Origin of the sequence: Lactobacillus sp. CBA3606 (assembly GCF_002970935.1) — a bacterium.
GTDB lineage: Bacteria > Bacillota > Bacilli > Lactobacillales > Lactobacillaceae > Lactiplantibacillus.
Map to the genome: position 1 here is coordinate 1,104,696 of NZ_CP027194.1, position 19,095 is coordinate 1,123,790.

Genomic DNA, 19,095 nt, shown 5'->3' on the forward strand with positions numbered 1-19,095 from the left:
CAAACGACCCAAACTTTTTTTAAATTAGGCGAGGAAACGCGTTCTTTTAAGGACGTGTTTCCTCGCCTTTTGTTTTGTAAGTAGCGTCTATTTAATAGAAATCGGTTCAAAATACGGATTTAGTATTGAACAGATGGAAATTGGTCACGACGATTATAGCCACTTATTAGTTAATGTACCGCAAAAGTTATCGGCACTACTAACCAGCAAGCAGTTGCTAAATATATTGATGACCAACGAATAAAAGAGATGATTATAGATGCCACTATTCTTCATACGCTAAAACTTCATCAGATAAAGGTTCCGCTTTTAAAAATAAACTAAGCACTAATAGTAACCCAGCTAATGGCAGTCCCCAGCCAAAGACAGTTTGAAAAGCCTGCAAGTGACTAAGCGCTGGTCTAGTTAATTGCGCTGTCAAAATAACGCCGAAAATAGCCGAACCAAACGCCCCACCTAACGTTTTAAAGAAGTTCAAGACGCCCGTCGCCGTACCTAAATCCTGCACGGCTACTGTATTTTGCCCAACTAATAATGAAATCTGCGTAAAAATACCAATGCCCAAGCCAACTGGAATTTGCCAAATCATCAACGACCAACTGTTAGCTAATTGTGATAGGCCGTAAAACCCACCTAACATCAGTAACGCCCCAATAATTGGCAATGCCTTATACTTGCCCGTGCGCTCAATCACCATGCCTGCAATCATCGTTCCAATAATTAACGCAACTAAAGTTGGGATAATATCAAAACCCGCCCGACTGGTCGTCACCCGATAAACTTGTTGCGCCACCATCGGAACATAGATCATCGCGACAAATAAGGCAGCCGTTGATAACGCAAACATCAGACTGGCTATGTTAAACGTCCCGTTACGAAATAAGGTTAATGGCGTTAATGCACTTGCCTTAGCCCGCTGCTCGACCACCAAATACACAACGATTAACGCCAAATCACCTAGTAGCATCCCTAACATGGTTGGTGACATCCAAGCAACTGTCGTGCCACCTAACGTGACCATGAGTAACGTTAGCGTCGTAATGCCAGTCGCCAAACCGCCGCCGAAATAGTCAATCGCCATCGTCTTTGGTTGCTGTGATTGCGGCAACGTCAACTTAAAGCCTAAAATGGCCATCGCGACAATACCAATTGGTAAATTGATAAAGAAAATCCACCGCCATGTCAAATACTGCACAAAATAACCGCCTAACACAGGCCCAGCAATCAACGCAACCATGCTAATTAAGCCGAATAAAGCTTGATACTTTCCACGTTGACGCGCCGGCACCAAATCCGCCAATACGGCCTGAACCAATGAATTCAAGCCCCCGGCACCAATACCTTGAAAGCCCCGCGCTAAAATTAACGTGAGCATCGACGGCGACAAACCACTTAATAACGAGCCAACCATAAATAATCCTAATGCCAGCTGTAAAATCCGTTTGCGTCCAAAAATATCACCTAATTTTCCAAAAATAAGCGTCATAACTGCACTCGTCAAGAGAAAACTCGTAATCACCCACACCGACTGATTCAAATGACCTAACTCTTGCACAATCCCATTCAGAGCCGTAGTAGTAATCGTTTGATCTAAGGTCGCCATAAATAAAACCAACCCTAAAGATAAGAAGAGCCAGTAACGCCGACTAATGAGCTGTTTTTCTGATTGCATCTCGCTTGCATCTCCAATTAAGTAACCGAGTTACTTTTTTATTTTATAAAACAGAGGCTATTATATAAAGCTTAGTTAGACTTGTCAACAAAATGTTACTCGGTTACTTTTTAACGAAATTATGATATACTTAACTCATGGGAAAACGAGAAGCTAAAAAAGCCGCTAAACGGCTTGAAATATTTAATGTTGCAACGAAACTCTTTATTCAATTTGGCTATGACAACGTCACGACGGCTGAAATTGCCGCTCAGGCGCATATCGCTAAAAAAACGTTATTTCAATATTTTTCTTCGAAAGAAAATATTATTTTTGATCATGAAACTGATCTTATTGACGCCTTAATTATTGCATTGAGCACTGAAAGCAACGTCTGGCACGCTTTTGTCGGTTTTGTTCGCCAAGCAATCATGACGCCTGCGCCGCAACAGCAAGCCCTTATTCCAGAAGCATTGCAACTCCCACAAATCATTCAGGCCAGCGACGTCTTAACAGGGCGCTTACTTAAAATGTGGGCACAAGACGAACAACAATTAACCGGTTATTTTGAATCAATTGGTTATGCGGCGGCTCCCGCTCAGGCGCTAGCAATGACCATGATTAACCTCTTACGTCAACTATTTGCGACTAAACTGCCATTTGAAACCTTATTGGCGGCACACGTTGATATCGCTAATCTAATCATTACCACACCGACTGATTAGGCCGCTTGAATAACAGTAAAGGGCATCAGCAGCCGAGGTTAACTCAGCCACTGATGCCCTTTTTACCCGATTTTATTTTTTTACTTGGGTATTATTCAAATCCGTTTTAACAACAATCACGTCGGTTAAGGCATTACGTTGCACGAATGTGGTGACGGAACCTTCTAAGACCCGTTCAACCGCGTTCAACCCAGTCGCCCCCATCATAATGAGATCATTATGGTGATCTCGTACAAAGTCTTGCGAGATGATTGGTTTAGGACTGCCCATCCGAATATGGAATTCAATATCTGTAAAACCAGCCTTTTTAATCTTGTCGACAGCTGCTTTTAAATAAGTTTCTGAATCTTGAACCAGTTGATACGTGATATCGCCATCCGCTAAACCTGCCAAGTTATACCCAAACTGACCGGGATCAATCACCGCTAAAACATCAACATGCGCTTCATTACGCTTGGCAACCGCAACCGCTTTATCTAAAGCAACTTCCGCTTGCTTGGAACCATCTAAAGGAACTAAAATATTTTTATATTCTTGTAACATTTGCGCCACACCCTTTCCATCACCTAAGGTTATTTTACCATTTATCATTAATGAATGCGTTCCCAATTACCGCTTTTAGCCGTGACTTTTACATAATTTTTACATAAACAAAATGGTTACTTTACATCCACCGCCTATACTTAAGTTGAAACCTTGGGGGGGTGTTGCCATGTTAACCACTTTAAAAGCTAAAAAAGCAGTCATTGTTAAGCGTACCATCATTGGGGCTGGTGCGTTGACTTATCAAATCAAATTGACCTTTGACACTCGGCAAGCAGCGCCATACACCGTTAGCGTCACTGCCTGCACCTTACTGGGACAAACAAGTATTAGTCACCAGTCATTCACCGAACTAAGTCCCGCAAAACTTGTTTTTCAACATTATTTTGCTAATTTAACGCATAAATAATCAATAACTCGCGCACGATTAGCTTTTTTATGCTAGGATAATAGCTATTAATTAACTAGTTGGAGCGGGGAAAATTTGAAATCTATTATGCAACTTTGGCAACGCTATCGGAGTGTGTTGTCGTACTTAATTTTTGGCGGTCTAACGACGGTCGTTAACTTTGTCGTTTTTTGGGTTTTCAATGATTTTGTCCATTGGCCCGTCCTCGTCAGCAACACCATGGCTTGGATTCTTTCCGTCCTTTTTGCCTACGTCACTAATAAAATCTGGGTTTTTGATTCTAAAACACCCACCTTACAAGCAGTGCTTAAAGAAGCAACGTCGTTTTTTGGCTTTCGCCTTTTGAGTTACTTCGTTGACCAAGGCATTATGTTTGTGGGGATTACCTTGTTACATGGTAATCCGTTAATCGTCAAATTACTTGACCAGGTCATCATCGTCGTCATGAATTGGTTCTTTAGCAAACTCTTTATTTTTAAAGATCGCGGTAAGTAACGACAATTTGGCGTTTGGGCTAACACTCAAACGCTTTTTTACTACTGCAATAATTCCTGCCCATCAGCTAACCTCAAGGAGCCGTGACCATGACCTTTTCAACCACTGAAACTGATTATTTAATTGACCTATTAACGACCCAACTATTCACCCTTTTAACTCGGGTAACCCGCTGGCAAACGCACAGCCTCTCACAACAACAATATGACAACCAAGTTAGTGAAATCTTGCAACCTAACTTGACCATGCTCCAACAATTGGCTCAAAAATTGGCCCCAACTAGCGGTGATCAAGCCCAATTCAAGGCCTTGCAGCTTGGTCTCCAAAAGCTCGCGCAAGCAACAACTTACCAACTCACACTGGCTCAATTAAGCCAAGCTAATGAACGGCGACTCAATCGACATCGACACTAATTTTCAATTTTGCTCGAACTCTTAACAAAAAATTCAAATTTCAATCACGAGATAGCTATTTTTACCCAGTACAATGACTTTATAAGCTTGCAGAACTTCGACGAGAAAGCGGGAGGGTCAACATGTTTCTAATAGTCTATTGTGCATTAGCGATTGCAGTCTTCTTCTGGATGTTCGGCTTCACAACAGTCGCCACCGTCATCGGTCTTTTAACACTGGCTTTACTTGGCTACTCCTTCATTCGACGCCAAATCGAACATCGCCGGTTCTTAAAACAACATCCTACTAATAAAAGTCGTGGCTAAAACAACGACACCTAAAAATGACGAGTCTGGGACACAACTCGGATTCCATAAGAAAATGAGGTAGTAAATTCTGGTTCTAAAATATCTGTTGTTGGTAATTGAGTGAAAACTTGATTACTGGCAGCGGATATTTTTGTATGTATTTTATTTGTAGTATATTAAAAAAGTGCAGAAAAAGAGATATAGTCGGCAGACTTATATATCTATCCACTACCACATTTCAAGAGAAAGAAGCGACTATACCCCTATGAGTAAGGATACTAAATTTTTATTGGGAATTAAAGACCAAAACATCAAAAAAGTAACTATTATCAATAACATTCAAGAAAAAGGACCAATCGAGGTTCAAGCAGTTTTGGACTATCGTCCAAAAGCGTGTCCAAAGTGCGGCGTGCTCAACAGAAAAAGCATCATTCGTTATGGCTGGCGGCAAGTAAAAGTTAAGCTACTTAGGAGCAGTGAGCGAGACGTTTTACTGCATCTAAAGAAACGGAACTTTAAGTGTAAAGTGTGCAACAGCTATTTTTTAGCAGCAACCAGTTTAACGCAACGGAATCATACAATCTCTAATAATGTTCGTATCGCTTGCTTAGAGAAGCTGAGTGAACCGGTGACCATGACACACATTGCTCACGAATTGAATATTTCAAGTAGTACAGTTGTCTCAATGTTAAAGACCTACGAACGTGATTTATTGACCCATTATGATTGGTTGCCAAGTGTCATTTGTATGGATGAAATCAAGTCAACCAAAGATGCCAATGGTTCGATGAGTTTCGTCTTTATGGATGGAGAAACTCATCAATTTATAGATATCTTAGAATCGAGAACACTTGCTAGTCTTGAAAAATACTTTAACCGTTATACGAAAGCAGCCCGAATGGGTGTCAAAGTTATTGTAACGGATATGAATTATACGTACCCTGAGCTAGTGTCAGTATTTCCAGAGGCCATAATCGTTACTGACCGGTTTCACATCGTGAAATCGGCGGTGGTAGGCTTTAATCAAACTCGTATTCGCGTCATGAAACAATTTGCTAAATCAAATATTAAATATAAAGCACTAAAGAGATATTGGAAACTACTCTTAAAACCTAACGAGAAACTTGATATCAAGAACTATAGGCACTATTCCTTTATTGCCGGACGCCATACCCAAAATCAAATTGTTGAAGAGATGCTGGAATTTGATCCAGATTTAAAACGAGCCTATGACGCCTTGCATACACTCAGAAGCGCCGTCAAATATCGAGATTTACCCCGTTTAAGACAGGTTCTCGATGCTAGTAATCAATTTCCAGAGGAAATGGAGAAACATTTTTTGAAACTACGAGATAGCCAAGAGTCGATTGAGAACGCACTTAGATATCAATATTCAAATGGTCCTTTGGAAGGGACAAATAACAAAATCAAAGTTTTAAAACATACCGCCTATGGTTTTGGAAATTTCAATAATTTCAGATTGCGTATACATTTAATGTTCGCATTAAAAAAAGGTGCTTAGCTGTTGCGCGGCTAAGCACCAATAAAAAGATTACCAACAACAGTTGACAGAGAACCTAAATTCTCAAAATTCGAGAATTTACTACCTCATTTTTTCTTTAATATCCAAATAACAACATTTTAAGTAATAATCTAGCGGGATACTCAGGACGGCCGGTCCAAGCAGACTCGGCGTCCAAATCAGCCATTGAAATTGATTCAACTAAAGTATCGATTGCCCAAACAATGTGATTACTTTTGAGTTGCCAGTCCAATTCTAGTTTTAAAATAGTTTGATCATTGATATAATTCATTTGCATAGAAAGCACCTCTATTTTCTTTTTTGTTTGGTCGCAATAAGAATACCAGAGAACTTTCTCTGCGTACATAAAGAATGAAAAAATAGTTCTGAGAAATCAAAAATCGATTTCTCAGAACTATTTTTTAGAATCTAGGACTTTTGTCCCAAACTCGTCTTTTGTGTGCTCAATGATACCAAGTCGTCAAAAGATGTTAATCGTAGTTTAGCAGCATTGCTGTCAAAATTACCACGCCATTTATTCAAGTCGATGACATTTGAGAATGGTAAAGAGTTCACCGATTGGCGAAATCATATTCCACGAAAAAGGCTTAACTCCCCCCCACTGGCGGCGTTCCTAAATCAAATCACAGATGAACAACTAGCAAATTTCTAACTTAATTTGACAATTTGGGATATTTAAGGCACACGAAACTCTGATTTACTAGGATTGTAAGACTGTCATTTACCAAGCAATTTCTTTGTGAAAATCTCAATAGAATCTCCATTAGATCGTATTTTTTCAACCGAGATGCTCTTAACATCTGCAGAAACATTACCTATCTGCTTATTCAATTCATCCGCCAATTCGACTGCTTTTTCTGGAGTTAATCCCTGTGCAATTGTGATATGTGGTACATATTTTTTATATCTAAGTTCGTGAGCCGAAAATATAGAACAATCATATAGACTTCGATGTAGGCTGCTAATTTTATTCTTACTTTTTCCGATTTCTAACCAAACATATCCATTTTCATAATCACCAGACACTTTAGAGATATCTATTGAAAAAGCTGGCACATCATGGCTCACTTCACAAAGGGAATCAAATATTAACCCATTCTCCGATTCACTCTCAAACGGGAAAATTAAAGAAATATGTGGTCTGACATGTGCATATAACGAATCATACTTTTGCCTAATTCTTTGTACTTGATTAATATTATCAAAATCAGGAAATATTAGGACTGAACGCTCCAATTATCTCACCTCTGTATAATTGTCAATTAATTTCGAGAAATTTAACCAGACTGGAGAATCCACTTTTGAAGCATATTCTTCAGAGACACTAATAATATACTTTTTTAAAAAATGGATATACTATTAATCCCAACAAGGACCGTTTATTTCGTTAATTGATCTAAACAGGTGATGATATTTTGGACCGCTCGCTGAACATATTTCGGATCAGTCGCCAAGTTTAACCGCACAAAGCCTTGATCATTGGCACTGAACCACTCACCAAAATCAACTGCAAGGCCACACTTGGCTTGAATGAATTCCCGCGTGTATTCCGGCGCAATGTAGCCCCGAATATCCAACCAGGTGAGATAAGTCCCTTGCAACTCGGCCACGACGATTTTAGGCGCATGCGCCGCTAGCTCAGTTCGTAAGTAATGATAGTTAGCGCGCACAATGGCTAAGATTTGATCCAGCCAGGCTGCCCCAGACCGATAAGCTGCCTCTCCCGCCGTTTGGCCTAAGACATTAACTTCGGTTTGATTGTTGCGGGTATTAAAGGCATCATATTGTTGCCGCAAAACGTCATTAGGAATAATCACGTGTGAATTGAGCAAACAAGCCACATTAAAGGTCTTAGATGGCGAGTTCACAACAATCACCCGGTCAGCAAACCGACCATCCGCAACCGTTAAAGCTGACACAAACGGATGATCATCCGGATCAATCTCAATATCTTGGTGAATTTCATCAGAAATAACCAGGACATGATATTGTTCACATAACGCCAATAACCGGGTCTCTTCCGCCACTGTCCAAATGCGGCCAACTGGATTATGCGGCGAACATTGAATAAATAGGCGCACTTCATTTGCTTTAATTTTACGTTCGACATCATCAAAATCAATCGTGTAATGTCCCGCCGTATTCGTTAACTCTGACGTCACTAACTGCCGATGGTTATCTTGAATCGCATTAAAGAACGGATAATACACTGGCGTCAAGATTAGGACGCCGTCACCCGGTTGAGTATAGGTGTTCACCAACGCATATAAGGAATTCACAACCCCGGTTCCAAACCGTAGCCAATCCTTTTGTAACGTCAAGCCATGCCGGTCTTGTTCCCAATTGAAAAATGCCTCGTAATAACTATCTGGCGTATATGAATAGCCATAGATACCGTGCGCCACCCGCGCAGTTAACGCATCCGTGACTGCCGTGGGCACTTTAAACTCCATATCTGCCACCCACATTGCAATTAAATCCTTGTCTCCATAACGTTCCGCTAATGCGTCCCATTTTAACGAATTGGTATTCAGCCGATTCGTTGCGTATTGTGCAATAAAAGCTGCCTGATCCATATCAAAAACTCCTTCCAACCGACACCTAAAAGAAAAGACCTCGTCCTCATTACAAGAACGACGTCTCACCTTCATCGTGTCACTTTTCTCATTAATATATCATCTTTTAAGTTAAATCTAATTTACAACGGACTTAACTAAATGTCAATCCTTACTCCACGCTGAACTGCGGCGTGGCCGGGATGTCATACTTGGCAATTTGCTGGTCAGTAACCGGAAATGCCCCGGCCACCAAAAAACGCTTTGCTTGCATCACCATCGGTGAACTATTCGCCCAATTTAATTGCGTTAAGGGCATTCGCGCAGCCCCGGCCGATAAAGCAGCCGTAAAAGCGGGCCGTTTCGTCATTAACGTGCCCCCAACGGGTTCCAACAAGTAAAATGTACTAATAATATGGCGTTGGCGCTGGGCAGTTGTGGGATCTGAATCCGGTATTATAAACTGAACCGTCCCTAATTGACGCTCAATTGTGGTACGTAAGCCCGTTTCCATCACGGTAATTTGATTAACTGTTTCATTCAAAGTGGCATGGGGTGTAATGGCCGCTGTCGGTAAATCATAACGATTGGTAAATGGTCCCGTTAGACATTTGGTTACGACTAAAGTGGTCTCATCACCAATGACGCCACAAACGACTAACGGATTAATTTGTTCGACTATCATCGGTTCGCTTCCTTTACAGGTTAACCTATTAATTTTATTATCTGATACTATTAATTACTCTTTAAATATCCAAAAAATTGTGACATTTTTATTTTAACGCTTTCCTGGGCTAACTCAAACTAAAAACTGGCTTAAATCCAAATATTTAATAACTTTTATTATTTCATCCCCAAAACAACCAATTTTCAACCCGGCTACATCGCTAATCGACAAAAAAAGACGCTAACCTTAAAAAGGCTAACGTCAAACAACTGCTTATTCAGCTTGAATATCGGTCGTATTAATAAAGGACTGTGCGGGTACACGAATTAACCAGCGACTCATCGCTTGATGCCCAACTCGGACGCCTAACCCATTCCAAAAAGTGGGTTGATACGTGGCTGTCATCTTCACCACGTACGCCTTTTCATGCCGTTGGTCTTGCTTAACCAAGGCTTGATGCGACCACGGAATACCAGCATCCGCAATTTTAACTTGTTTTAAACTACTAATCACCGTTGCTTTGTTACTAGAGACGGTATATTTCGCATTCTTAACCCAGTAGTTATAAATATGCACGGGTTTCTTCGTCGTGCCCCGGTCAACGGCCACATAATATGAGCCTTTAGTCCCGACACGTAAAACCAATGGTTCATAACGATAAGTTACTTTAACCGTCTTTTGATCATTTAAACTAACATGATTGCTAAAAGATGCATAGCCCATCCCGATTAGTAAGCCAAAACTGACAATCAATTCACCAATCGTAATCAATAAATTATTCCACTCAAACGTATGCTGACGCGCCACAATCATTTTAATGCGACGAACGCGGATATTATGAAATACCCACACGATTAACGCCAAGACAATAATCCAAGCAATGATTCCAATCCAATTCCATGCAGAAGTCATTGATAGGCCAACCCTTTCCCGATTTCCTTATTATTATGTTCTAATTGTAAATAATTCACCGCCAAATAACAAGTGATGCTCTCTAAATTAACCCAAGTTCTAAGAAACTCAGATTGTGAAAAATATCACTGAAACCTCCCAATGTAATCGAATTCATGGTAAAATAATACTATCAACTTGTAGAAAGAAGGCATACCGATGATCGCATCACTTATTTACTGGGTTGTTGTCGTAGGATTAATTGTCTGGGGTGTTTGGATGGCAATTTTGTCGGCCTATTGGGCCCGTCATCAACAAAACGGCAATTTATTCTTTATTGCAATTATGAATACATTAGGCTTACTAGCTGGACTATTAGTTTGGTGGGTCTTCAATCATCAAAACTGGCAATACTACTGGTTATCTAGTACCGTCAACACGTCAAACTTACTAGGCCTGATCCTAATTTGTTACGTGGTTCTAATCGTGATTGAATTCATTCAAGGTCGCGGCATTAAACCTGAAAAGGCTTAATAAAAAACGTTTGGGTTAGTCCCAAACGTTTTTTTATCGTCTTAATGAGAACGGTTTCATCAACTGACTAACCTAATTCATAACCCTTATGCATCGTTATTTTATGACCAATATCCTTTAGCGCGTCTTAGACACCGTTAAGGCAAAGCCATCCCTCGCAATTTCACCAGCAGTCAATCCCATTGCCATAATGACTGTAGCCGTCGTTGGTAGCGACACGGTCGTCGAACCAAGGTTGAACCGTCCGGTGACCGTTTGCGTGGCTGACTGGCGGATTAACTCGAGACAATCGTCCTCAACGTGCCAACTCAGCTGACTCGTGGCTAAAAATTCAGCCTGGGCTAACCGCCACCGAATCAGTTGCTTAACAAAGGTGCGCACTTGTTGTTCAGCTACCGTGGGGTGCCAATTCATGCACCGCCGATTATCCGGATCAGCCCCACCAGCCAAGCTGACTTCCGTCCCATAATAAAGACAGGGCGTGCCGGGTAATAACATGAGTAGAGTCAATGCAGCTTGTACCCGCCGTTGATTGCCTTGCAAGACCGTCAATAATCGCGGCGTATCATGCGTATCAATCGCATTAAACATCACCTGCTGATTTGGCTGTGGATACTGTAACAACTGCAAGTTAGTCTTGTAGATATAGTCTTTTAAGCTTAGCTCACGCTTGAACAACGCCAAAATCGGTTGCGTTAATGGATAATTCATCACCGCATCAAATTGCCCCTGATTCACTAACGCTTGGCTACTGTGCCACGCTTCACCCAACAAATAAATATCGGGCTTAACCTGACGCAACGCCGTACATAGACGGCGCCAAAACCCATGGTCAACTTCATCCGCCACATCAAATCGCCATGCATCAATGTTAAATTGTTCGACCCAATATTTGGTAACGGCAATCAAGTAATCCTGTACCGCTGGATTCTGGGTATTTAATTTAGGCATTGCGGCTCCAGTTGCAAAAGTTTCATAGTTTAAGGTCCCCGTACGCGTATCACGTCCAACCGGCCAGCCGTGAATGTGGAACCAATCGGCAAACCGTGAGGCCGGCCCATTTTTAACCACATCCAGCCATTGCGGTGCTTGATCGCCAAAGTGATTGAAGACAGCGTCTAACATAACTTTCATGCCACGCGCATGGACGGCATCCACTAAGGCTTGAAAGTCTTTTTTAGTGCCAAAGTGGGGGTCAATTTCGAAATGATCAATCGTATCATATTTATGATTTGACGGTGCAGTAAAGAGCGGACATAGATATAACCCATTAATGCCCAAATCAGCCAAATCATCTAAATGATCAATAATTCCTTGCAAATCACCGCCATAAAAAGACGTTCTTTTAACCGGATCAACGCCCCACGGTGTCACGTTTTGTGGATCATTAGTGGCATCGCCATTGGCAAACCGTTCCGGAAAAATCTGATACCAGACCGTCTTTTTTACCCAGGCTGGTGGTAATTGGGCGTCACTAACGTGTAGATAAGGCAGATGAAAATAGTGACTCGTCGTTTGCCAATTAGTCGCGGTATCCGCAAAAAAGCCATCATCACCGTAGCCTAACGTCTGCCCGGTTAAATCTGTCAATTTAAACGCATAAATCAACCGGTTCGTCGGCAACGTCAACGGACAAGTCCAGACTTGCTGGGCTGCAGTAACCAGTCCTGGCTGGAGCACCGTCTGCTGGAAAGGCGCCCCCGCTTGCCATAAATACATATCGGCAAACACGACTTCAACTTTTTGAATATCTTGCCGCGCTGTCTTTAACCGTAATAATAAGTGGTGATCGGCTAGAATCGCCGTATCTTCACTCTCCGGTCGGTGCAAAATTCCTGCTAATTGCATGCCTAGTCATCCTCTTTTTAGTAACCGGTTACATTTTAACCGGCTTTAAATTTTTTATCAGCAGTATTAACCGTTGATTTTTGTGTAAATCCCCCCACACAAACGTAATTTAGTGTATCATTTATACCAAATCAACTGAAAGGACGTGCATCCATGGAAACACTTTATCGCAGTACCCGCGAAACTGCAAGTCAGACAATGACCAGCTCACAAGCCGTTTTACAGGGACTGACCCCCGACGGCGGCTTATTTGTCCCCGTTCAACTACCGACCGCCAACTTTGACTTTGATTACTTGGCAACTTTATCTTATCAAGCAGTCGCTTATGAGGTTTTGAAGCTCTTCTTTACCGATTACACTGAAGCCGAACTCAAAGCCTGTCTCAAAGCAGCTTATGGTGACCAGTTTGATGATCCAGCAATCGCCCCCGTCACGAAACATGGGCAACAATACTACTTGGAACTCTTTCATGGACCAACGATTGCCTTCAAGGACCTCGCGCTCCAACTATTGCCCCAGCTAATGCTGACAGCGGCTAAAAAGAATCACTTAGAATCCGAGGTGGTTATTCTAACCGCTACCTCTGGTGATACTGGTAAAGCGGCCATGGCTGGTTTTGCTGATGTCAATCAAACTAAAATCATCGTCTTTTATCCTAAAGACGGCGTTAGCGCCATTCAAAAACAACAGATGGTGACGCAAGCCGGGGCCAATACCTACGTGGTCGCGCTTAATGGGAATTTTGATGATGCTCAGACTAAGGTCAAGGCGCTACTTAATGACCCCCAATTGCACGCCGAACTGGCTCAAAATAACTTACAATTTTCGAGTGCCAATTCAATTAATATTGGTCGGCTCTTTCCCCAAGTCGCCTATTACGTCTATACTTATGCCCAATTAATTAAACAAGGGCGCATTAAAAATGGCGATGAAATAAACTTTAGTGTCCCAACGGGTAACTTCGGTGATATTTTAGCAGGATACTACGCCAAGCAATTGGGCACCCCCATTCATAAATTAATTTGTGCGTCGAATCGTAACAATGTCTTGACCGACTTTTTCAATACTGGCATTTACAATAAACAACGGGACTTTTTCTTAACCAGCTCGCCATCAATGGATATCCTAGTTTCTAGCAATCTAGAACGCTTGGTCTTTTATCTGACCGGTGCCAATCCTGTGAAAACCGCTGGCTTAATGCAAGACTTACAAACTAAGGGCGCTTACCAGTTGACCCCAACCATGCGCCAAGCCATTACCGATTTTTGGGCAGGGTTTGTGACTGAGGACCAAGACCAACACGAAATTAATCATCTGTATGTGCATCATCACTACACGATTGATCCTCATACTGCCGTCGCTTCCGCGGTTGCGAAACAATATTGTGCCGCCACTAAAGATCAACGCCCCATGGTAATCGTTGCCACTGCTAGTCCGTATAAGTTTCCACAAGCGGTCTTAACCGCAATTACGGGGGCGCCCGTAACGGTTGATGGCTTGAGTGCGGTCGATCAACTCCATGATCGCATCAAAACGCCAATTCCAGCGACGGTGACTCAGCTACGGACCGCCACCGTCAAGCATGACCGTGTCAGCGACCCCGAACAAATGGCCACAACGATTCGTCAAATTTTGCATTTAACGTAATTTGGAAAGGACTTATCACATGATTACAACGATTGCACTCGACTTGGATAATACTTTGTTAACTTCCGCAAAGACGATTTCACCCCGGACGGAACGGGTCCTAAAACAGCTACACACTGCGGGTAAACGCATCGTGCTCTGTACTGGTCGTCCCATTAAAGCCATTCAGCCGTTACTCAAGCAACTGGCGTTAACCCAACCAACTGATTACTCGATTACTTTTAATGGGGGGTTAGTGCAACAAAATACGACGGCCGCAATTTTGGCACGGACCAGCTTAACCAAGGCAGATTTAGAACCGCTATACGCTTTTGCAAAAAAGTTCGGCTTTCCGTTAGACGTGATTGACCTTACTCAGGTGTATTCGCTCATCGAGCTTGGCAAATCACCCTATGAAGACTTTCTACAAGGACTCATGCCATTTACGGACTTAACTTTTGCGACCTTACCAGCCGATGATTTATTCGGTAAAGTCGTCAGTGCTTCCGACCAAGTACCGGCTATTCAGGCCAACTTACCGGCAACCATCGCCGCCAACTTTCACGTCGTGCCCTCACGGCGAAACCTATTAGAATTTTTACCGAACCACACGGATAAAGCGAGCGGACTTACCCAACTACTCGCCCACTTTAACGAACAGGCCACTAATTTAATGGCCTTCGGTGATGAAGAAAATGATTTAGGCATGCTCAAGCTTGCTCAGGTGGGCGTCGCCATGGACAATGCCATTCCCGCCGTTAAAGCCGTGGCAACGGCAACAACGCTCAGTAATGATGATGATGGCGTTGCCGTTTTCTTAGAAAATTATTTTAGTTAACCGCAAAAACAGCTAACGCACTTCAATCATGCGTTAGCTGTTTTTGTATGATTAGGCGTTAAAAAAACCAACTTAGCGTATAAAAGTCAAATACCACGTCAATGCACAAACCGCTTGCGCTGAATGTAATTGACCAGTTCGTAACAACTCAATCACTTTAGCCAATGGGACTAACTGCGTATTCACGTATTCGTCCGCATCAAAATGCCGTTCAACACGTTCACTAGGATCAATATGCGTCAAAATCAAGCTCACCGTTTCATTCGTGAATCCCTCCGATGAGCTAATCGTCGTCATCACTTGACTGTCATGGGCAACGTAGCCCGCTTCTTCTTGCAGTTCACGAACAGCCGCCGTTAAAGGCGCCTCACCAGGGTTGATCAATCCCGCCGGTAAACTAATCGTTTCGGCATTGCGACCCACCCGATATTCTGAACCTAATACGACTTGGTCATCCGCCGTCAGTGCTAAGATTGTCACGGCATCACCATGATCAATCAAATCACGTTCAACGGTTAACCCATCGGGAGTTTGAATCGTTTCTTTTAACAAATTAAAAATCGGTCCCGTATAGACCTGTTGCTTACGCAGCACTTGGCCGGGACGCCCAACATTATCCATTACTGCCATTGCGTTATTCCCTTCTTACTTCTCTAACCAACCACCATCAATCGGAACCACCGTGCCATGAATATAGTCAGCATGGCGACTCGCCAAAAATAACGTTAAATCAGCCACCTCTTGTGGTTGCGCCCAGCGTTTAGCAGGGGTCTCTTGGGCAACCCATTGCGCCATCTTACCGGCCCCGGCAAAATCAGCCGCATTCATTGGTGTGTCAATTGCACCAGGAGCCAGACAATTAGCCCGAATCCCCTGGCTTGCATAGTCTAAGTCGACTTGCTTGGTATAACCAATTACGGCATGTTTGGCCGCCGTGTAAGCTGCCCCACCACCACCGGCGACTAAGCCCGCGATTGAGGCCATGTTAACGAAAACCCCATGTTGCTGGGCTAACATGGCCGGCAAAACCGCATTCGTTACGATGAACTGACTAGTTAGGTCAGTCGCTAAGATCTGTTGCCATTGGTCTAAGCCAAGCGCCAAAGTCGGTTGATAGCCATCGAGCTTGCCAGCCGTATTACACACAATTTGGGGCTGTCCCAGCACCGCACTGCCAGCCTTAATTGCTTGCGTTAACGCTGTGGCATCACAAACATCGGCGCGCTGATAGCTTAGTTGCGCCTGCGGCAAGAGACTAGCTGGTTGCGGTTGCCGGTCAATCGCAATCACTTGGGCGTGTTGGGCTAAAAAAGCCTGCGTTTGGGCCTGACCAATCCCAGAGGCCGCCCCCGTCACTAATACTGTCTGCCCAGCAAATTCACTGAATTGCATTAGGCGACCAGTTGCCAGTCTTCAGCCAAAATATCACAATCCGTTGGTGACCATAAACTATAGGCTTCATCAGCAGTTTTAATCAAAAAGTAAGGGTTCAACACATCACCTTGAAAAGTTGACGTCGGTTGTAGCACTACAAAGAGTTCGGTCCCTTCCCAACCAGTCCGAACGGCGCGCTTGCCAGCCTTTAAGGCCGGTAAAATTGCTTCAAATGTCATCATAAATCCTCCATTAATTAAGTCATACTCAAATCGTAGCATAATCGTCCTGATAAAAACAGCGCCTAAATTTGTACCAACAAATTTAGGCTTTTGCTGGTATGGACCAATTAATCATGCTACAATGAAAGCGAATACAACTACCAATTATGGAGGAATTAATTATAATGAGTAAACTTGGTGTGTCCGTCTATCCAGAACGGTCAACGTTTGAAAAAGATGCGGCTTATTTAGATTTAGCAGCAAAATACGGCTATCAACGGGTTTTCACGTCCCTACTTGAAATCAAAGGTAACCAAGATGAAGTCGTCGCTAACTTTAAAAAAGTCATCACTTATGCCAACCAGCTTGGCTTACAGGTGATGGTCGATGTGAATCCTGGGTTATTCAAACAACTCGGTGTTTCCTATGACGACCTCTCATTCTTCCACAAGTTGGGCGCTTGGGGCGTCCGCCTAGACCTCGGCTTTACCGGGCAAGAAGAAGCACGCATGACTCACAATGAATATGGCATCAAAATTGAAGTCAACATGTCCAAAGGGACCCATTACGTTGACACCATCATGGATTATTATCCTGAAAAAGATAACCTATTGGGATCACATAACTTCTATCCACAAGAATACACCGGCTTAGGTTACGACTATTTTGTCGCTACTTCAAAGCAATACCGGCAATACGGCATTAATACTGCCGCCTTCGTCTCATCTAATGACGCAACTTATGGTCCTTGGCCGATGCAAGATGGCCTTTGCACGTTAGAACAACATCGTGGGCTCCCCATTGCGACCCAAGTGCAACATCTTAAGATGACCGGCTTAATCGATGATGTCTTAATCGGGAATGCTTACGCCAGTGAAGCGGAATTAAAGGCGACCGCTGACATCTTCTTCAGCCCATATCCTTTATTACACCTCACAACGCCCAACGACTTGTCCACTGCTGAAAAAGCGGTGCTCTTTAATCAAGCGCAAACTTATCGTGGCGACTGTTCCGACTATGTTTTGCGGTCATCACAAACCCGGGTCATCTATAAAGATGATGCTTTCCCAGCCAAGCATACGGATGATATCCACGTTGGTGACGTCTTAATTGATAACGATCAATATGGTCAATACAAAGGTGAACTGCAAATTGCATTACGGGACTTTAAGAATACTGGGCGCATTAACGTCGTCGGTAAACTCGTCGCCGCCGATCACCAAATTCTAGCTTTATTAGTCCCATGGATGGACTTTAAGTTAGTCGCTGCGAAATAAAGGAGCTAAACGATGACTGAAAATTTACGGTTAACAACTGATGCGGACCGCGAAGCCTTTTATCAGTTATATCAATACGCTTTTAACAATCATGACAGTCCGCAACGCCGCCAATTCTTCATGGCACGTTACCAACATGGTTGGATTTACGGTCGCCATGAGCAGCAACAATTAGTGAGCGGCTTATATAGTCTGCCAATGCAAGTCAACTTTCACGGTGTCACCTATCCGATGCATGGGATTGGCGATGTGATGAGTGCCCCCGAGTATTCTGGCCGTGGTGGCGCTGGCAAATTATTAACGGCGGCGTTACATGACATGGCCGCGCAACAAGTGCCGTTGTCCTATCTGGCCCCGTTTTCGTATGGCTACTATCGCCAATTTGGTTATGAACAGACTTTTACTCATACCGAACAAGTGTTACCCGCCGCCAACTTGCCGCGGCTTAAACCCACGGATCTTTCAGGGACAATTACTCGGTATGGCAACGATGGTATTGCACGCATTAACGACTTTTATGCGGCCCAGCCGATTAATCAACGTGGTGGCTTGATTCGGTCAACCTGGTGGTGTCATTATCTCACCTTAAAGCACGACTGGTCCGTTGCGATTTATCGGAATGCCACCAATCAGATCGAAGGTTATCTCATCTACGAGCGCCAAGCGACCAACTTCGCCATTCAGGAATGGACGACCAGTACACCAGTCGCCTTTGAGCGGTTGGCGGCTTTCATCACCAAGCATGGGACAACATTTGATACCTTTAGTTATACGGCCCCTAGTGATGATAATAATTTGGCCGACTTAGCCGCACCTGAAGCCTTAAAAATCCAAACAACGCCCTATATGATGGCAAGAATTGTCGATTTGCCGGCCTTTTTAAAACGGTATCCCTTTACAACAACCGACTTAGCGCCACTTCGCTTGGCGATAACTGATCCAGTCTTAACCCAAAACCAAGGTATCTGGACGCTCAGCATCACCGCTGGAACCGTCACCTTGAATCGGGTGACACCAACGCTTGACGGTGCCGCTGCGGTGCGCTTATCTATTCAACGGCTAACCCAAGCACTCTTTGGCACCCGCACCTTAACTCAAGCTTGGCAGCACGGACAAGTTACCGGGGACATGGCGGCGATTAAACGCTTAGATGCCAGTTTGGTTACCACTAAGCCCGCCCTAATTGATTATTTCTAAC

General features: G+C 43.3%; 22 protein-coding genes and 1 pseudogene. 12 read left to right on the forward strand and 11 right to left on the reverse strand.

Annotated features, from left to right (window positions below; translation table 11 throughout):
* Nucleotides 1-91: 91 nt before the first annotated feature.
* Nucleotides 92-193 (forward strand): annotated as a pseudogene (locus C5Z26_RS12820) (IS200/IS605 family transposase); the annotation flags it as partial.
* Nucleotides 194-265: 72 nt separating this feature from the next.
* On the opposite strand, the gene C5Z26_RS05535 reads toward C5Z26_RS12820, so the two are convergent.
* Nucleotides 266-1,672, reverse strand: a complete 1,407-nt coding sequence (locus C5Z26_RS05535) for an MDR family MFS transporter (protein WP_105448989.1) — start codon at nucleotides 1,670-1,672, stop codon at nucleotides 266-268.
* A 137-nt stretch (nucleotides 1,673-1,809) separates the two neighbouring features.
* Here C5Z26_RS05535 and C5Z26_RS05540 point away from each other — a divergent pair, with 137 nt between their 5' ends.
* Nucleotides 1,810-2,376, forward strand: a complete 567-nt coding sequence (locus tag C5Z26_RS05540; RefSeq protein ID WP_105448990.1) for a TetR/AcrR family transcriptional regulator — start codon at nucleotides 1,810-1,812, stop codon at nucleotides 2,374-2,376.
* A gap of 72 nt (nucleotides 2,377-2,448) precedes the next feature.
* Here the strand turns inward: C5Z26_RS05540 and C5Z26_RS05545 are convergent, their stop codons facing one another.
* Nucleotides 2,449-2,919, reverse strand: a complete 471-nt coding sequence (locus C5Z26_RS05545) for a universal stress protein (protein ID WP_105448991.1) — start codon at nucleotides 2,917-2,919, stop codon at nucleotides 2,449-2,451.
* Between the two features lie 169 nt (nucleotides 2,920-3,088).
* On the opposite strand from C5Z26_RS05545, the gene C5Z26_RS05550 reads away from it, so the two are divergent.
* From C5Z26_RS05550 to C5Z26_RS05570, 5 genes are all read left to right on the forward strand, one after another.
* A complete protein-coding gene (locus C5Z26_RS05550; RefSeq protein ID WP_105448992.1) occupies nucleotides 3,089-3,328 on the forward strand; it encodes a hypothetical protein in 240 nt (79 codons plus the stop codon).
* Nucleotides 3,329-3,415: 87 nt separating this feature from the next.
* A complete protein-coding gene (locus tag C5Z26_RS05555; protein WP_105450141.1) occupies nucleotides 3,416-3,823 on the forward strand; it encodes a GtrA family protein in 408 nt (135 codons plus the stop codon).
* Nucleotides 3,824-3,912: 89 nt separating this feature from the next.
* Entirely contained in the window at nucleotides 3,913-4,236 is a 324-nt protein-coding gene (locus C5Z26_RS05560; RefSeq protein ID WP_105448993.1) for a hypothetical protein, read from the forward strand.
* A gap of 122 nt (nucleotides 4,237-4,358) precedes the next feature.
* Complete coding sequence (locus C5Z26_RS05565) at nucleotides 4,359-4,541, forward strand: hypothetical protein (protein WP_105448994.1); 183 nt, start codon at nucleotides 4,359-4,361, stop codon at nucleotides 4,539-4,541.
* A 247-nt stretch (nucleotides 4,542-4,788) separates the two neighbouring features.
* Complete coding sequence (locus tag C5Z26_RS05570) at nucleotides 4,789-6,045, forward strand: ISL3 family transposase (RefSeq protein ID WP_105448437.1); 1,257 nt, start codon at nucleotides 4,789-4,791, stop codon at nucleotides 6,043-6,045.
* A gap of 97 nt (nucleotides 6,046-6,142) precedes the next feature.
* Here C5Z26_RS05570 and C5Z26_RS05575 read toward each other — a convergent pair whose 3' ends face one another.
* From C5Z26_RS05575 to C5Z26_RS05600, 5 genes are all read right to left on the reverse strand, one after another.
* Nucleotides 6,143-6,343, reverse strand: a complete 201-nt coding sequence (locus C5Z26_RS05575) for a transposase (RefSeq protein ID WP_105448995.1) — start codon at nucleotides 6,341-6,343, stop codon at nucleotides 6,143-6,145.
* A gap of 440 nt (nucleotides 6,344-6,783) precedes the next feature.
* Nucleotides 6,784-7,302 (reverse strand): 2'-5' RNA ligase family protein, encoded by a 519-nt coding sequence (locus tag C5Z26_RS05585; protein ID WP_105448996.1) that lies wholly within the window; start codon nucleotides 7,300-7,302, stop codon nucleotides 6,784-6,786.
* 143 nt (nucleotides 7,303-7,445) lie between these two features.
* Nucleotides 7,446-8,642 (reverse strand): MalY/PatB family protein, encoded by a 1,197-nt coding sequence (locus C5Z26_RS05590; protein WP_105448997.1) that lies wholly within the window; start codon nucleotides 8,640-8,642, stop codon nucleotides 7,446-7,448.
* A 151-nt stretch (nucleotides 8,643-8,793) separates the two neighbouring features.
* Nucleotides 8,794-9,306 carry an NUDIX hydrolase gene (locus C5Z26_RS05595; RefSeq protein ID WP_105448998.1) on the reverse strand — a complete coding sequence of 171 codons (513 nt, stop codon included), beginning with the start codon at nucleotides 9,304-9,306 and terminating at the stop codon, nucleotides 8,794-8,796.
* Nucleotides 9,307-9,561: 255 nt separating this feature from the next.
* Nucleotides 9,562-10,200, reverse strand: coding sequence for an LVIS_2131 family protein (locus tag C5Z26_RS05600; RefSeq protein ID WP_105448999.1), 639 nt, complete (start codon nucleotides 10,198-10,200; stop codon nucleotides 9,562-9,564).
* Between the two features lie 198 nt (nucleotides 10,201-10,398).
* Between C5Z26_RS05600 and C5Z26_RS05605 the strand changes: the two genes are divergently transcribed.
* The gene (locus tag C5Z26_RS05605) at nucleotides 10,399-10,713 is read left to right on the forward strand and encodes a hypothetical protein (RefSeq protein ID WP_105449000.1); all 315 of its coding nucleotides are present in this window, start codon (nucleotides 10,399-10,401) and stop codon (nucleotides 10,711-10,713) included.
* Nucleotides 10,714-10,830: 117 nt separating this feature from the next.
* Here the strand turns inward: C5Z26_RS05605 and C5Z26_RS05610 are convergent, their stop codons facing one another.
* Nucleotides 10,831-12,561, reverse strand: a complete 1,731-nt coding sequence (locus tag C5Z26_RS05610) for a glycoside hydrolase family 13 protein (protein ID WP_105449001.1) — start codon at nucleotides 12,559-12,561, stop codon at nucleotides 10,831-10,833.
* Between the two features lie 153 nt (nucleotides 12,562-12,714).
* On the opposite strand from C5Z26_RS05610, the gene thrC reads away from it, so the two are divergent.
* Nucleotides 12,715-14,208, forward strand: coding sequence for a threonine synthase (thrC, locus tag C5Z26_RS05615; RefSeq protein WP_105449002.1), 1,494 nt, complete (start codon nucleotides 12,715-12,717; stop codon nucleotides 14,206-14,208).
* A gap of 19 nt (nucleotides 14,209-14,227) precedes the next feature.
* Nucleotides 14,228-15,025 (forward strand): Cof-type HAD-IIB family hydrolase, encoded by a 798-nt coding sequence (locus C5Z26_RS05620; protein WP_105449003.1) that lies wholly within the window; start codon nucleotides 14,228-14,230, stop codon nucleotides 15,023-15,025.
* Nucleotides 15,026-15,097: 72 nt separating this feature from the next.
* On the opposite strand, the gene C5Z26_RS05625 is transcribed toward C5Z26_RS05620, so the two are convergent.
* From C5Z26_RS05625 to C5Z26_RS05635, 3 genes are read right to left on the reverse strand one after another with little or no spacing between them, the layout of a single operon-like run.
* Complete coding sequence (locus tag C5Z26_RS05625; RefSeq protein WP_105449004.1) at nucleotides 15,098-15,655, reverse strand: NUDIX hydrolase; 558 nt, start codon at nucleotides 15,653-15,655, stop codon at nucleotides 15,098-15,100.
* Between the two features lie 15 nt (nucleotides 15,656-15,670).
* Nucleotides 15,671-16,417, reverse strand: a complete 747-nt coding sequence (locus C5Z26_RS05630) for a 3-oxoacyl-ACP reductase (protein WP_105449005.1) — start codon at nucleotides 16,415-16,417, stop codon at nucleotides 15,671-15,673.
* Complete coding sequence (locus tag C5Z26_RS05635) at nucleotides 16,417-16,638, reverse strand: DUF2829 domain-containing protein (protein ID WP_105449006.1); 222 nt, start codon at nucleotides 16,636-16,638, stop codon at nucleotides 16,417-16,419. The genes C5Z26_RS05630 and C5Z26_RS05635 overlap by 1 nt, the downstream gene beginning before the upstream one ends.
* A 167-nt stretch (nucleotides 16,639-16,805) precedes the next feature.
* Here C5Z26_RS05635 and C5Z26_RS05640 point away from each other — a divergent pair, with 167 nt between their 5' ends.
* Both C5Z26_RS05640 and C5Z26_RS05645 read left to right on the forward strand, forming a co-directional pair.
* Complete coding sequence (locus tag C5Z26_RS05640) at nucleotides 16,806-17,897, forward strand: DUF871 domain-containing protein (protein ID WP_105449007.1); 1,092 nt, start codon at nucleotides 16,806-16,808, stop codon at nucleotides 17,895-17,897.
* 12 nt (nucleotides 17,898-17,909) lie between these two features.
* Entirely contained in the window at nucleotides 17,910-19,094 is a 1,185-nt protein-coding gene (locus C5Z26_RS05645; RefSeq protein WP_105449008.1) for a GNAT family N-acetyltransferase, read from the forward strand.
* Nucleotide 19,095: the final 1 nt, after the last annotated feature.

Excerpts from the sequence above, each read along its gene's own strand:
- C5Z26_RS05590 (WP_105448997.1), bottom strand. The coding sequence starts at position 8,642 with ATGGATCAGGCAGCTTTTATTGCACAATACGCAACGAATCGGCTGAAT.
- C5Z26_RS05545 (WP_105448991.1), bottom strand. The coding sequence starts at position 2,919 with ATGTTACAAGAATATAAAAATATTTTAGTTCCTTTAGATGGTTCCAAG.
- C5Z26_RS05595 (WP_105448998.1), bottom strand. The coding sequence starts at position 9,306 with ATGATAGTCGAACAAATTAATCCGTTAGTCGTTTGTGGCGTCATTGGT.
- C5Z26_RS05575 (WP_105448995.1), bottom strand. The coding sequence starts at position 6,343 with ATGCAAATGAATTATATCAATGATCAAACTATTTTAAAACTAGAATTG.
- C5Z26_RS05570 (WP_105448437.1), top strand. The coding sequence starts at position 4,789 with ATGAGTAAGGATACTAAATTTTTATTGGGAATTAAAGACCAAAACATC.
- C5Z26_RS05600 (WP_105448999.1), bottom strand. The coding sequence starts at position 10,200 with ATGACTTCTGCATGGAATTGGATTGGAATCATTGCTTGGATTATTGTC.
- C5Z26_RS05605 (WP_105449000.1), top strand. The coding sequence starts at position 10,399 with ATGATCGCATCACTTATTTACTGGGTTGTTGTCGTAGGATTAATTGTC.
- C5Z26_RS05555 (WP_105450141.1), top strand. The coding sequence starts at position 3,416 with ATGCAACTTTGGCAACGCTATCGGAGTGTGTTGTCGTACTTAATTTTT.
- C5Z26_RS05625 (WP_105449004.1), bottom strand. The coding sequence starts at position 15,655 with ATGGCAGTAATGGATAATGTTGGGCGTCCCGGCCAAGTGCTGCGTAAG.
- C5Z26_RS05645 (WP_105449008.1), top strand. The coding sequence starts at position 17,910 with ATGACTGAAAATTTACGGTTAACAACTGATGCGGACCGCGAAGCCTTT.
- C5Z26_RS05540 (WP_105448990.1), top strand. The coding sequence starts at position 1,810 with ATGGGAAAACGAGAAGCTAAAAAAGCCGCTAAACGGCTTGAAATATTT.
- C5Z26_RS05550 (WP_105448992.1), top strand. The coding sequence starts at position 3,089 with ATGTTAACCACTTTAAAAGCTAAAAAAGCAGTCATTGTTAAGCGTACC.
- C5Z26_RS05565 (WP_105448994.1), top strand. The coding sequence starts at position 4,359 with ATGTTTCTAATAGTCTATTGTGCATTAGCGATTGCAGTCTTCTTCTGG.
- C5Z26_RS05610 (WP_105449001.1), bottom strand. The coding sequence starts at position 12,561 with ATGCAATTAGCAGGAATTTTGCACCGACCGGAGAGTGAAGATACGGCG.
- C5Z26_RS05640 (WP_105449007.1), top strand. The coding sequence starts at position 16,806 with ATGAGTAAACTTGGTGTGTCCGTCTATCCAGAACGGTCAACGTTTGAA.
- C5Z26_RS05630 (WP_105449005.1), bottom strand. The coding sequence starts at position 16,417 with ATGCAATTCAGTGAATTTGCTGGGCAGACAGTATTAGTGACGGGGGCG.
- C5Z26_RS05635 (WP_105449006.1), bottom strand. The coding sequence starts at position 16,638 with ATGACATTTGAAGCAATTTTACCGGCCTTAAAGGCTGGCAAGCGCGCC.
- C5Z26_RS05620 (WP_105449003.1), top strand. The coding sequence starts at position 14,228 with ATGATTACAACGATTGCACTCGACTTGGATAATACTTTGTTAACTTCC.
- C5Z26_RS05560 (WP_105448993.1), top strand. The coding sequence starts at position 3,913 with ATGACCTTTTCAACCACTGAAACTGATTATTTAATTGACCTATTAACG.
- thrC (WP_105449002.1), top strand. The coding sequence starts at position 12,715 with ATGGAAACACTTTATCGCAGTACCCGCGAAACTGCAAGTCAGACAATG.
- C5Z26_RS05535 (WP_105448989.1), bottom strand. The coding sequence starts at position 1,672 with ATGCAATCAGAAAAACAGCTCATTAGTCGGCGTTACTGGCTCTTCTTA.